Annotated in this window: 12 protein-coding genes; 7 read left to right on the plus strand and 5 right to left on the minus strand. The window is 69.0% G+C overall.

All coding sequences use genetic code 11. From position 1 onward, the window contains the following. Positions 1-48 precede the first annotated feature (48 nt). From TSH64_RS03405 to TSH64_RS03425, 5 genes are all read right to left on the minus strand, one after another. Positions 49-1,746: a thiamine pyrophosphate-binding protein gene (locus TSH64_RS03405; RefSeq protein WP_109452220.1), complete on the minus strand. Its 1,698-nt coding sequence runs from the start codon at positions 1,744-1,746 to the stop codon at positions 49-51. Between the two features lie 239 nt (positions 1,747-1,985). Beyond that, entirely contained in the window at positions 1,986-2,177 is a 192-nt protein-coding gene (locus TSH64_RS03410) for a 2-hydroxymuconate tautomerase (RefSeq protein WP_098734949.1), read from the minus strand. A 40-nt stretch (positions 2,178-2,217) separates the two neighbouring features. Then, positions 2,218-3,054, minus strand: a complete 837-nt coding sequence (locus TSH64_RS03415; protein ID WP_158285335.1) for an IclR family transcriptional regulator C-terminal domain-containing protein — start codon at positions 3,052-3,054, stop codon at positions 2,218-2,220. A 101-nt stretch (positions 3,055-3,155) separates the two neighbouring features. Then, positions 3,156-4,370 (minus strand): CoA transferase, encoded by a 1,215-nt coding sequence (locus tag TSH64_RS03420; protein WP_109095562.1) that lies wholly within the window; start codon positions 4,368-4,370, stop codon positions 3,156-3,158. A 97-nt stretch (positions 4,371-4,467) separates the two neighbouring features. Then, entirely contained in the window at positions 4,468-5,559 is a 1,092-nt protein-coding gene (locus tag TSH64_RS03425; RefSeq protein WP_199237426.1) for a mandelate racemase/muconate lactonizing enzyme family protein, read from the minus strand. Between the two features lie 442 nt (positions 5,560-6,001). Here TSH64_RS03425 and TSH64_RS03430 point away from each other — a divergent pair, with 442 nt between their 5' ends. From TSH64_RS03430 to TSH64_RS03460, 7 genes are all read left to right on the plus strand, one after another. After that, the gene (locus tag TSH64_RS03430; protein WP_199237427.1) at positions 6,002-7,210 is read left to right on the plus strand and encodes an ABC transporter substrate-binding protein; all 1,209 of its coding nucleotides are present in this window, start codon (positions 6,002-6,004) and stop codon (positions 7,208-7,210) included. Positions 7,211-7,353: 143 nt separating this feature from the next. Then, on the plus strand, positions 7,354-8,214 hold the full coding sequence (locus TSH64_RS03435; protein WP_098735126.1) for a branched-chain amino acid ABC transporter permease: 861 nt from the start codon (positions 7,354-7,356) through the stop codon (positions 8,212-8,214). Beyond that, positions 8,211-9,245 (plus strand): branched-chain amino acid ABC transporter permease, encoded by a 1,035-nt coding sequence (locus tag TSH64_RS03440; protein ID WP_109095564.1) that lies wholly within the window; start codon positions 8,211-8,213, stop codon positions 9,243-9,245. The genes TSH64_RS03435 and TSH64_RS03440 overlap by 4 nt, the downstream gene beginning before the upstream one ends. Further along, positions 9,242-9,997 carry an ABC transporter ATP-binding protein gene (locus tag TSH64_RS03445; RefSeq protein ID WP_109095565.1) on the plus strand — a complete coding sequence of 252 codons (756 nt, stop codon included), beginning with the start codon at positions 9,242-9,244 and terminating at the stop codon, positions 9,995-9,997. Before TSH64_RS03440 ends, TSH64_RS03445 begins: the two co-directional genes overlap by 4 nt. A gap of 1 nt (position 9,998) precedes the next feature. Then, positions 9,999-10,742 carry an ABC transporter ATP-binding protein gene (locus TSH64_RS03450; RefSeq protein ID WP_109095566.1) on the plus strand — a complete coding sequence of 248 codons (744 nt, stop codon included), beginning with the start codon at positions 9,999-10,001 and terminating at the stop codon, positions 10,740-10,742. Between the two features lie 114 nt (positions 10,743-10,856). Then, entirely contained in the window at positions 10,857-11,957 is a 1,101-nt protein-coding gene (locus TSH64_RS03455) for a mandelate racemase/muconate lactonizing enzyme family protein (protein ID WP_109095567.1), read from the plus strand. A gap of 50 nt (positions 11,958-12,007) precedes the next feature. After that, on the plus strand, positions 12,008-13,093 hold the full coding sequence (locus TSH64_RS03460) for an acyl-CoA dehydrogenase family protein (RefSeq protein ID WP_247872726.1): 1,086 nt from the start codon (positions 12,008-12,010) through the stop codon (positions 13,091-13,093). The last annotated feature ends 4 nt before the right edge of the window (positions 13,094-13,097 follow it).

Consider the following 13,097-nt stretch of genomic DNA (forward strand, 5'->3'; position numbering starts at 1 on the left):
GTTTATCGGGCCTGATTCTTCGGGCCGGTTTTCCGTGCCGGCCGGCGGTCAGGCGCCGCGGGCGCGGTCCGCCTGTTCGCGCAGGCTCGTCACCGTGTGCGTCGGGCTGATGGCTTCCGGGTCGATGACCAGTTCCAGCAGGGCGAGGCGTCCTGCCGCCATGGCGCGCTCGAAGGCCGGCATGAACTCTTCGGTCCGGGTGATGCGTTCGGCATGGGCGCCGAAGCTCTGCGCCAGGGTGACGAAGTCGGGATTCTTCAGCTCGGTGCCGCTGACGCGCCGGGGGTATTCGCGCTCCTGATGCATGCGGATGGTGCCGAACATGCCGTTGTTGACCAGCACCACCACGATCGCCGCCTCGTACTGCGCGGCGGTCGCGAGTTCCTGCACGCTCATCATGAAGCAGCCGTCGCCGGCGAAGGCCACCACCGGGCGCTCCGGATGCAGCAGCTTCGCCGCGATTGCCGCGGGGATGCCATAGCCCATCGAACCGGAGGTCGGCGCCAGCATGGTGCGGAATCGGCGGTAGCGGTGGAAGCGGTTCGGCCAGATGGCGAAATTGCCGGCGCCGTTGGTGACGATGGTGTCCGGCGGCAGGGTGTCGCGCAGCCAGCCCATGATCTCGCCCATCTGCAGCGGGCCGGGGATGGACGGCGGATCGGTCCAGGCGAGATAGGCGTCGTGGATGGCCTTGGTGCGTTCCCGGAGCCGTTCCGGGTTCCGGCGGGAGGCCGGCGGTGCCAGTGCGGCGAGCGCCCTGGCGGTCGTGCGCATGCCGGCATTGATGGCGAGCGCCGGCTGGTAGACGCGGCCCAGCTCCTCGACCCCGGCATGGACATGCACCAGGGTCTGGCGCGGGCATGGGATGTCGAGCAGCGTGTAGCCGCCGGTCGTCGCCTCTCCCAGCCGCGGACCGACGACGAGCAGCAGGTCGGCCTCCCGGACGGTCCTGGCCAGGGCGGGGTTGACGCCGAGGCCGAGATCGCCGGCATAGTTGGGATGGGCGTTGTCGAACAGATCCTGCGAGCGGAAGGACACGCCGACCGGCAGGTCCCATGCTTCGGCGAAGCGGCGGATGTCGTCGCAGGCCTCCGCGGTCCAGCCGCCGCCGCCGACCAGCAGGAGCGGCCTCTCGGCAGCACACAGAAGCCGCTCCAGCTCCGCCAGATCCTCCGGCCGCAGGCCGGGCTCGACCGGGCGATAGGGTGCGGCCGGGCGGGGGGCCGCCCGTTCGACAAGCATGTCCTCCGGAAGGGCAAGCACCACCGGTCCCGGACGGCCGGACGTTGCCGTGTAGAAGGCGCGGCCGACCATCTCGGGGATGCGGCCGGCCTCGTCGATCTGCGCCACCCATTTGCTGAGCGGGCCGTACATGCGGCGGTAATCGACCTCCTGGAAGGCCTCGCGCTCCTGCGCGCTCCGTTCGATCTGGCCGATGAAGAGGATCATCGGCGTGGAATCCTGGTGCGCGATGTGGACGCCGTGGCTGGCGTTGGTGGCGCCCGGTCCGCGGGTGACGAAGCAGATGCCGGGGCGGCCGGTGCATTTGCCGTAGGCTTCGGCCATCATCGCCGCTCCGCCCTCGTGCCGGCAGATGGTGACCGCGATCTCCGGGGCATCGACCAGCGCATCGAGCACGGCGAGGTAGCTTTCGCCCGGCACGCAGAAAATCCGGTCGACCCCGTTCAGGCGCAGCATGTCGACCAGAAGGCGCCCACCGGTGGCCGGGGCGGATCCGTTGTTCATCGAGATCATCCTTTCCAGTGCGTCGGCAAGGCGGCGGTCCGTCGCCTTGCCTTGCGGACGCACGACTCCCGTCGCTCCGGCCGTCGGCCGAAGCGTCGCTTCACGTCAGCGATGTGCGGTGGTTTAGAGTCTGTCTGATGCTTATTGAAGCATCAGACAGACTCTAAGCTTCTGGTGTTCCGTGTGATTCACGCTTCAAGCGATTCCGCTTGAACCGATCACACTCCAGGGCCGGCGCGTTACGACGACGGGCCGGTCTTGGCCTCTCCGGCGACGGCGAAATGCTCGGGCTCGATCTCGTTCACCATGATGCGCACGCTTTCACGCGGCGCGCCGAGGGTACGGTGGATCGCCTCCGTGACCTCGCGGTACATCGCGGCCTTCTTCTCCTGCGACCGGCCCTTGATCAGGGTGATGTTGACGATAGGCATGGTTCCTCTCCCTTCGGATCGATTGTGAGTGTCGAGACGGTCATTTCCCCACGACATGCGCGACGGAGCGGAGGCTGCCGAGCTGGTAGGGCATCAGCTTCGCCACCCGGACCAGCTCCTCGCCGATGCCGGCGATCCTGGCCTCGTCCATGTCGCGGGAATGCCCGGTCACCACCAGACAGCCGACATGGCCGTTGTTCCAGGTGGGGATGTTGGCCGCGATGGCGGTCAGGCCGACATGGTGTTCGTCATGTGCCACCACATAGCCCCGCAGGGCGGAGACACGCAGATCCTCGTCCAGCCCGGCGCGGTCGACGATCGTCTGCGGGGTGTAGACCTTGTAGGGCTCGGGCCCGAGGACGGCGGCACGCTGTTCCGGGTCGAGGCTGAGCAGCAGCGCCTTGCCGGAGCCGGAGCCGTGCAGCGGCCCCTGGAGCCAGGTGTTGTAGTAGGGCGACAGCGATCCCGGAGCCTGGGCGATGTCGGTCACCATCCGCTCGGTGCTGAGATAGAGGACGAGCACCACGGTTTCCCGCAGGTTGCGCGCCAGCTCGATCAGCACGGAGTGCGATTCCCGCCGAAGCTGGTTGATGGGATGCATCAGCGGCAGCGGCAGCAGGCCCTTGGGCGACGGCGCATAGCGTTTGGAATCGGCCAGGCGGACGACGTAGCCGCTGTCCTCCAGCGTGCGCAGCAGGCGCAGCGTCGTGCTCTGGTCCAGACGGGTCAGCGCCGCGACCTCGCCGAGCATCAGCGGCTGCGGGGCATCGACGATGGCGTCGAGGATCGCCAGCCCGCGGGCGAGCGTGCCGGCCGGTCCTTCGCGCTCGCCGTCGTTGCCGGCCTTGGTCCGTTCCTCGTCCGCGCTTTTCACCATGGCTGTGCCCTGTGTCGTTGTCCTGCCGTGAGACTGGGCGGCAGGCCGGCCCAGCCGTCGGACCTGTGCTCTCCCGGAAGATGTGTCAAGGTTTTTGCGTGTCATGGGGTCGGACCGGCTCCCGGCCGGCGCTCCAGCCACTGCTTTGCGATCTCCCCGCCGCCTTCACCCTGGGCGGGGGGACGACCGGGCGGCGGCAGGCCATCCTCGAACTTCACCGGATAACCGACGACGCGAATCGGTCCGCCGCCCGCGGTCTCGAAGCTGTGGAGCAGGTTGCGCCCCGCGACCTGATCGGAGGCAAGCGCCTGGACGACGGAGCGCACCGCGCCGGCGGGCAGGCTGCGGGCTGCGAGCCGCTCCATCCAGTGGGCGCGGGGCCGCTCGCGGAACCGGGCGGCGAGCCGCCGGCTGAGCAGGACGCGGTTGGCGACGCGGTCGGCGTTGGTGCGGAAGGCCGGATCGTCGCGCATCGCGATGTCCTCGAGCACGGATTCGCACAGCGTGCGGAACTGCCGGTCGTTGCCGATGGCGAGCACGAACGGCCCGTCGGACGTCTCGAACACCTCGTAGGGCACGACGTTGGGATGGGCATTGCCGTAGCGCCGGGATTCCGCCCCGGTGGCGAGGGCTCCGGCGGCGACATTGGCCATCGCCGCCAGCTGGCAGTCGAACAGTGCCACGTCGAGGAACTGTCCGCGCCCCGTCCGCTGGCGGCCGAGCAGGGCGGCCAGGATCGCCTGCGAGGCATAGAGGCCCGAGAAGAGATCGGAGACGGCGACGCCGACCTTGGTCGGCGGCCCGTCGGGGAATCCGGTCACCGACATCAGGCCGGTCTCGCCCTGGATGACGAAGTCATAGCCGGCGCGGGCCGCTTCCGGCCCCGTCCGGCCATAGCCGGAGACCGAGCAATAGATCAGGGCCGGGTTGACCGGCTTCAGGTCGTCATAGCCGAGCCTGAAGCGGTCGAGGGTGCCGAGCTTGAAGTTTTCGATCAGGACATCGGCCTCGGCGGCCAGATCGCGGATAAGGCGCTGGCCCTCGGCGCTCTTGAGGTCGACGGTCAGGCTGTGCTTCGACCGGTTGGCGCAGGTGTAGTAGGCGGCCAGATCGCCCATGTAGGGCGGACCCCAGCTCCGGGTCTCGTCCCCGTCGCCGGGGCTCTCGATCTTCAGGACCTGCGCGCCCAGGTCGGCCAGGCACTGGGTGCACCAGGGACCGGCCAGGACACGGGAAAGGTCGAGGACGCGGATGCCGTGGAGGGGTCCCAGGGAGCGGGCCGCATCCGGCGCCGCGCCGCCATCGAACACTGTCATTTCTTCGATCCATACTCGTCTGTGGCCGTGGCCCGATGCGGCCCGTTTGCGCTGCGCCATGGCTACTGCCCCTGTGGCCGCTGCCCCGTGGCCGCTGTCAGAGCGCGGCGCGCATCGGGTCCAGGCGGTCCCAATCGAAGGTGAAGCCGACGCCGGGGCGATCCGGCACCAGGATGGTGCCGTCCGTCTCGACGGCCATCGCCTCGCGGAACAGCGGCCCGAACCACGGCATGTGTTCGGCATGGATGGCGCCGGCCGACGACGCCACCAGATGCAGGCTGTGTTCGGTGAAGATGTGGGGCGAGAAGGGCACGTCGTGCGCCGCCATCAGCCCGATTGCCTTGCGGAACTCGGTGTAGCCGCCCATGCGTTGCAGGTCGGGCATCAGGATGTCGGCGGCGCGGGCCTGGATCTGCCGTTTCAGGCCGTAGCGCGTGTATTCGGTCTCGCCGCTGGCGATCGGGGTGTCGAGCGCCGCCGCCAGGGCGGCGCTTCCCTCGTCGTTCCAGGTCGGGACGGGTTCCTCGAACCACACCAGCTCGAACGCCTCCAGCGCGCGGCCGAGCCGCAGGGCATGGGCCGGAGTGAGTCCCTGGTTGGCGTCCACCATCAGGCCGATGTCCGGCCCGATGGCGTCGCGCACCGCCTCGATGCGGGCGATGTCGTCCTGCCAGCGCGGCGAGCCGAGGCGCAGCTTCATCGCCTTGAAGCCCTGGTCGACGAAGGCCCGCGCCTCCTGCCGCAGTTCGTCCAGGCCGGAGGACAGCCACAGGCCGCCGCTGGCATAGACCGGCACGCGGTCGCGGTGGGCGCCGAACAGCCGGTAGAGCGGCTGGTTCGCCACCTTGCCGATGATGTCCCAGCAGGCGACGTCGATGGGCGTCATGGCATGCAGGGCCAGCCCCGCCTGCCCGCAGAAATTCAGATGGCGGAACAGGTCGGACCACAGGGCTTCGACCTGGAAGGGATCGCGGCCGATCAGCTTCGGCTTCAGGCTGGCCGCCAGCTGGGCGATGGAGCGCAGGCGGTCGATGCCGAAGCAGAAGCCATACCCCTCGCCCGACACCCCTTCGTCGGTCCTGACGGTCAACAGCAGGCAAGACACCGTGCTGATCTCGTGGATCGCGGTGCGCAGCGGCCGGTCCAGTTGCAGGTCGACCGCGGCCAGTTCGATGTCGGAGATGCGCAAAGCCCTGCCTCCCGCCTGCCGCGGCCCCCGTCTCATGAGAAGGGTGCGGACAGTTCACGATGGTGATTGTTCTTGGGACGCATCGTCGCGCCTGATGACGTAAGTTGCAACAGTTTTTTCATTCAGTGCATAGTTCATATCAAAATACGCCGCTCACCCACATCGTTCCGGCGTGCCGATCACTGGGAACCGTTCCCCAACCGGTGAGGATCGGCCCTTTGCATCGACTTCGCCAGAGCTGGGACCGGCGAAACTTCGCACGAATTTCCCGTCAACCGGCAAAAAAGCGGTGTTTGGAACCCAACCACAACCGGGAATGGCTTCTTCTGCCCCTTCGACATCTTCCGACAAAAAAATGGCGCGGAATGAAAAATGTCTTGCGAAATAATGTTGGGCTCGGAGATGATCAGTCTAAAGCACGATACATAAGAAGGGAGGAACCATGACCACCGACCGGATTCCCGCCAGGATGCACCGCGGCCCCGCAACCGTGAGCGCCGCGGGCCTCGCCCTGGCGGTCGGCCTGTTCGCCGGTACCGCCGGGGCCGACACGACGCCGGTGAAGATCGGCTGGCTGTCCTCGCTGACCGGCCCGCTGTCGTCGGCGGCCGTCGCCGAGAACCAGGGCGTCAAGTTTGCCGTCGACGAGATCAACAAGGCCGGCGGCATCGACGGGCGGAAGATCGAGCTGATCACCCGCGACACCGCCGGCGATCCGACCAAGGCGGTCAATTTCGCGCAGCAGCTCGTGCTCAGCGAGAAGGTGGACTTCGTCATCGGCCCGGTGAATTCCGGCGAATCGCTCGCCACCGTTCCCATCCTCGCCCGTGCCGGCGTGCCGAACATCATCATCGGCACGGTGGACGAGCTGACCGATCCGCAGAAATACCCGCGCGCCTTCCGGGCCATCGCCACCAACGAGCAGTGGATCGGCAGCGCCAACGACTATGCCATCAAGACGCTGAAGCGCAGCAAGGTGGCGATCATCGGCGACACCACCGGCTACGGCACCTCCAGCGCCAAGAAGGCCGAGGCGCTGCTGGCCGATGCTGGGATCAAGCCGGTCTACAGCGTGCTGATCGACGCCAACAAGACCGACCTGACCGACGAGATGACCAAGGCGCGGGCCGCCGGGGCCGACGTCGTCATGCCATGGTCGGCCGCCACCGGCCTGCTCGCCCGCGTGCTGAACGCGCGGGGCAACATGCAGTGGGACGTGCCGGTCGTCGGCCATCCGGCCATCATGGGCCTCCCGATCAAGGATCTGCTGAACAAGCCGGAATACTGGGAGCAGACCTATGCCGCCGGCTACAGCAGCACGACCTACGGTGTGGACGGCAAGCTTCCCGGCCCGACCACCGCGCTGATGGACAAGATGCGGCCGGAGTTCGGCGGCACCATCAACTTCACCTTCTGGTGGGTCACGCTGGGCTACGACACCGTCAAGATCATCGAGCATGCGGTGAAGACGGCGGGATCGACCGACAAGGCCGCCGTCCAGAAGGCTTTGGAGAGCACCCAGAACCTCAAGGGCACCTATGCCGATTACAGCTGGGGCCCGAAGCAGCGCAACGGCTTCCCCGACTCCGGCATCGTGATCAACAAGGCCAACACCTTCAAGGACGGCAGCTTCGAGGCCGCCCCGCACTGACCCGGCCGAGCCGGCCACGCCGGCTAGGACTTGAGGCTTCACGGCCCCGGCGCGGGCCGGCGACCGGCGGCCCGCATCGGGCCGCAAGGTCTGCATTCGCGCCGTCTTGCAATTCCGCAGCAATTCACAAACGGATGGGCAGCATGCTTACCGTTCTGGTGTCGGGGCTGGCGATCGGCGCGCTCTACGCGGCGACGGGCCTCGCCTACAACATCATGTTCTCGACCTCCAAGGTCCTGAGCGTGACGACCGGCCACATCTGCATGCTTGGCGGTGTCTTCGGCGCCTACTTCATGCTCGATCTCGGGCTTCCGGCGCCGGTGGCGCTGGTCGGGGCGGTGCTGGTCGGGGCGGCCTTCGGCCTGCTGACCGAAGTCATCGCCATCCGCCGCGTCCTCGCCCGCTCCGACGAGCATCTCTGGCTGCTCAGCACGCTGGCGCTGGCGACGATGGTGCAGCAGGCAGTCGGCCTGTGGTGGGGCACCGAGCCCCGCCCGTTCCCGCGGCTGGCCGACCAGGATTTCACGGCCGGCGTGCTGGACCAGAAATACTGGCTGCCGATCGCGGCGGTGGTCGCCATGGCGCTCGGGCTCGAATTCTTCTACCGGCGGACGATGTACGGCAAGGTGTTCCAGGCCGTGTCGGAGGACGCCTTCGCCGCCCGCGCCCGCGGCATCGCCACCGACCGCACCCGCGCCCTGTCCTTCGCCATCGCCGGCGCGCTCGGCGGGCTGGCCGGCTTCGCGGCGGGGCAGCTGACCTTCGCCTTCTTCGCGCTCGGCCTCACCCTCACGCTCTACGGCTTCATCGCGCTGGCGGTGGGCGGGCTGGGCAGCAATGTCGGCGCGCTCGTCGGCGGCGTCGCGCTGGGCCTGTTCCAGACGCTCGCGACCTACCTGTTCGGCGGCGAATACCAGCAGACGATCGCGGTCGGCCTGCTGATGGTCGTGCTCCTGGTCAAACCCGAAGGTCTCTTCGGCTCCAAGAAGGTCCGCCCGGTATGACGACATCCTCCCTTCCGCGCCTCGGGACGCTCGCCGTCGGCGGCATCCTGGCGGTGACCCTGCCATTCTGGGTCGGCGACTTCTACCAGCTCCACCTCGCGGCGCTGATCGGCGTCTACTGGGTGCTGATCTCCGGACTCAATCTGGTGGTCGGCTACACCGGCCAGCTGTCCATCGGCCATGTCGGGCTGCTGTCCATCGGCTCCTACGCCTTCGCCATCCTCGTCGGGCGCTACGGCGTCGACCCGCTGCTGACGCTGGCGCTGGCCGGGGGCTTGGGCGGGCTCTGCGGCTTCCTGCTGGGCCTGCCGTCGCTGCGCCTTCCCGGCTTCTATTTCGCCATGGCGACGATGGCCTTCGCCCTGATCATGGCGGAGCTGTCGCTGGCCCAGGGCGACCTGACCGGCGGCGGCGCCGGGCTTCCGGTGCCGGGCTTCGCCGCACCCTTCGACACGCCGACCGGCTTCTACTGGCTGGTGCTGCTGGTCGCGGCGCTGATCACCTGGATGACGTGGAACGTCGCCCGGCTGATGTGGGGCAGGGGGCTGATCGCGCTGCGCGACAGCGAGGTGGCCGCCGCCGCGGTGGGGGTGCCGATCTTCCGGCTGAAGCTCACCGTCTTCACCTTCAGCGGGGTCACCGCCGGGATCGGCGGCGCGCTGTTCGCCTCGCTGCAGAGCTACATCACGCCGGAGACCTTCGTCTTCGAGCTGGGGCTGTTCTTCTTCGTCTGCATCATCATCGGCGGCCGCGGCAGCATTCTCGGCCCCTTCGTCGGCACGGTGGTCCTGACCGCCCTGCCGGAGATGGTGGCGCCGCTCGCCAAGCTCGGCAACTTCTTCTACGGGCTGCTGCTGCTGGCGGTGGTGCTGGTGGTGCCGGAGGGCATCGGCCACGTCATCAAGTCGGTCATGGCCCGTCTGCAGAAGAAAGGTCCGGAACCGAAGGGCCTCCAGCCCGACATCGGCCGCCTGGCCGCCGCCGTCCGGCGGGGCATGCGACAGGACATCCAACGGGGGCACGCATCATGAGCACGCTGGTTGCCGACACAGTGAGCAAGCGCTTCGGCGGCGTGACGGCGCTCAGCAACGTGTCGCTCGAATTGCGGGAAGGCGAAATCCACGGCCTGATCGGCCCGAACGGCAGCGGCAAGACGACCCTGCTCAACCTGCTGACCGGCTATTACCAAGTCGACGAGGGCGACATCCGGCTGGACGGGGAGTCGCTGGCGCGCTCGCCGGTGCAGCAGCGCCCGCGCGTCGGCGTCGCCCGCACCTTCCAGAAGCCCCGCCTGCTCGGCAGCCTCAGCGTGCTCGACAACGCGATGCTGGGCGGCTGGTGCGAGACCCGCGCCGGCTTCCTGGAGACCGCCCTGGCGCTGCCGCGCGCCCGCCGGGAGGAGCGCGCGCTGCGCGACCGGGCGGAGGAGCTGCTGCACGGCGTCGGGCTCGGCTATGCCATCCATCGCCGGGCGAGCCTGCTCGACCATGCCGAGCAGCGTTTCCTGGAGATCGCCCGCGGGCTGGTCATGCGCGCCCGCTTCATCCTGCTCGACGAGCCGGCCGGCGGCCTGACGGAGGGGGAGATCGAGCATCTCGCCAGCATCGTCACGGCACTCCGCGACGCCGGGATCGGCGTCCTGCTGGTCGAGCACCACACCGACTTCGTGTTCAGCGTGTGCGACCGCGTCACCACGCTGAATCTGGGGCGCATGATCAAGCACGCCACGCCGGCCGAGGTGCGCAGCGATCCCGAAGTCATCCGCGTCTATCTGGGAGCGTGAGATGCACATGGGCACAGTCAATCGACCCAATCAGATCCTGCTCGACGTGGCGGACCTGCATGTCGCCTACGGCAAGGCCGAGGTGGTGCACGGCGCCTCCTTCCGGGTGCATGGCGGCGAGTTCGTCGTCCTGCTCGGGCGCAACGGCGCCGGCAAGAGCACGATGCTGCACGCCATCTCCGGCCTGATCCCGAAGAAGGCCGGGCGCGTCACCATGGCGGGGGCGGAGATCGGTGCGGCAACGCCGCGCGACATCGTGCGCTCCGGCGTCGTCCAGGTGCTGGAGGGACACCGGGTGTTCGGCGGCCTGTCGGTCGAGGACAACCTGCTCCTCGGCACCTATGCGCGGGCGTCGCGCGGCGACCGCTCCAAGCTCGACCGTATCTACAGCCTGTTCCCGGAACTGGCGGAGCGCCGGACCCAGCAGGCGTCGCGCCTCAGCGGCGGCCAGCAGCAGATCCTGGCGGTCGGGCAGGGGGTGATCGGCGATCCCAAGCTGCTGATCCTTGACGAGCCGTCGGGCGGGCTGGCGCCCATCGTCATCGACCGCATCCTCGACGTCGCCAGCGACCTCTGCAAGGGCGGCATGGCGATCCTGCTGGTCGAACAGCTGGTGGAGAAGGCGCTGCGCCACGCCGACTATTGCTACCTCACGGAAACCGGGCGGATCGTCGGGGCGGGCACGCCGTCCGAAATCCAGAGCAGCGACCTGTTGCAGCGCGTCTATCTCGGCGGCGCGCACTGATCCGGGGAGCGCGGTGGGGCCGACGCCCCGCGATCCCGAGATTCCGCTCCCCAAGCTTTTGACCCCCTAGATTTTCGCCCCGCGCCGCCGCCCCCTTGCCAGCGAGAGACCATCATGAAGATCACCGCCATCGAGGCGATTCCGATCGCCATCCCCTACCGGCACAACGGCCCGGTCACCGGCTTCGGCGGCGCGCTGTGGACCACCGCCAACTACCTGATCCTCCGCGTCGAGACCGACGAGGGGCTGACCGGCTACGGCGAGGCCTTCGGCTACAACGTCATCCCGGTGACCAAGACCTTCATCGAACGGACCCTGGCGCCGCTCGCCATCGGCCGCGACGCGACCGACATCGCCGGGCTGATGGAGGATCTGAAGAAGACGCTCCACATCTTCGGACGCGGCGGCGTCACCCAATATGCGCTGAGCGGTCTCGACATCGCGCTCTGGGATCTGGCCGGCAAGCGGGCCGGGCAGCCGGTCTGGAAGCTGGCCGGCGGCCATGCGCGGAGACAGGTGCCGGTCTATGCCAGCCTGATGCGGCTGACCGAGCCGGACATCGTCGCCGCCTCCTGCACGCAGGCGCTGGAGCGCGGCTATCGCGAGATCAAGCTGCACGAGAAGACGGTCGAGGCGGTCGCCGCCGCCCGCCGCACCGTCGGCGACGGCATCGAGCTGATGCTGGACGTCAACTGCGCCTGGGATGTCGGGACGGCGGTCGAGATGGCGCAGGGGCTGGCCCCCCACCGGCTGAAATGGCTGGAGGAGCCGGTCTGGCCGCCCGAGGATCTGGACGGGCTGGTCAGGACGCGCCGCGCCGCGCCGGTCCCGATCGCCACCGGCGAGAACACGCCGAACGCCTGGGCGTTCAAGCCGCTCGCCGCCTGCGAGGGGATCGACTATCTCCAGCCCAGCGTCACCAAGGTCGGCGGCATCAGCGAGTTCCTGCGCGTCGGCATGCTTGCCGAGCTGAACGGCCGGACGCTCGCCCCGCACTCGCCCTATTCCGGTCCCGGCTTCCTGGCGACCCTGCACATGACCGCGGTCTTCGGCGGAATCGGGGCCATCGAGCGGCTCTACATCGATCTGGACGCCCCGGTGTTCGGCGAGGTCGGCCTCCCGCGTCCCGACGGCACCATCGCCATTCCCGACGGCCCCGGCCTGGGCGCCGACCCGGACCCGGACATCCTCCGCCGCTACCGGCTCGACCTCTGACCTCCGCAACGCACGCAGGCGGACATCGGAAGCCGGCAACAGGGAGACACATGGTGAGCGACACCAGCCAGATCCTGGTCGATACGGCGACCAGGCTTTTTGAAGAACAGTTCACCGCCAAGCAGCGTGTGGCGGCCGAATCCGGCCAGTGGCTCGACACGCAGTGGCAGGCGGTCGAGGATATGGGGCTTCCGCTCGCCCTGGTGCCGGAGGAGGCCGGCGGCTTCGGTCTGCCGCTGGTGGAGGCGCTGGATCTGATCCGCCTTGCCGGCGCCTTCGCGGTGCCGCTGCCGCTGGCGGAAACCATGCTGGCGAACCGCATCCTGGCGAGTGCCGGGCTGGAGCTTCCCGGCGGGCCGCTGACCCTGGCGCCGGTGCGCCCGGACGACCGGCTGACCCTGTCGCGGCGGGACGGCGGCTGGCTTTTGTCGGGAACGGCGCACCGGGTGCCCTGGGGCCGCGTCGCCGCCACCGTCGTGCTGGCCCGCTGCGAAGATCCCGGCGACGATGCCGGCCAGGACGGGCAGAGCTTCGCGGCGCTGGTGCCCGCCGGGCAGGCCGACACCGCGCCGGACGTCAATCTGGCGAAGGAGCCGCGCGACAGCCTGCGTTTCGAGACGCTGCTGCCGGCGGAGAGCGTCGCCCCCTCGCCGGGCATCGCGCCGGCGGAGCTGCATGCGCTGGGCGCCGCGGTCCGCAGCATCGCGATGGCCGGGGCGCTGGGGCGCGTCCTGGCGATGACCACCGCCTATGCCAACGAGCGCAGCCAGTTCGGCCGGCCGATCGGCAAGTTCCAGGCCATCCAGCAGCACCTCGCCGTGCTGGCCGGGCAGGCCGCCGCCGCCCGTGCCGCCGGCGACATCGCCGCCGAGGCCGTGGCGCAGGGCGGGGCCCTGCTGCCGATTGCGGCAGCCAAACTCCGCTGCGGCGAGGCGGCCGGCGTCGCGGCGGCCATCGCCCATCAGGTGCATGGCGCCATGGGCTTCACCCATGAGCACAGCCTGCATTTCTTCACCAAGCGCCTGTGGTCCTGGCGCGACGAGTTCGGCGGGGAAGGGGAGTGGGGCCGCCTGATCGGGCGGGAGGTGGGGCGCGCCGGAGCGGACGGGCTCTGGCCGCTCGTCACCGCCGCCTGATCCC

This window comes from Azospirillum sp. TSH64, assembly GCF_003116035.1.
Classification (GTDB): domain Bacteria; phylum Pseudomonadota; class Alphaproteobacteria; order Azospirillales; family Azospirillaceae; genus Azospirillum.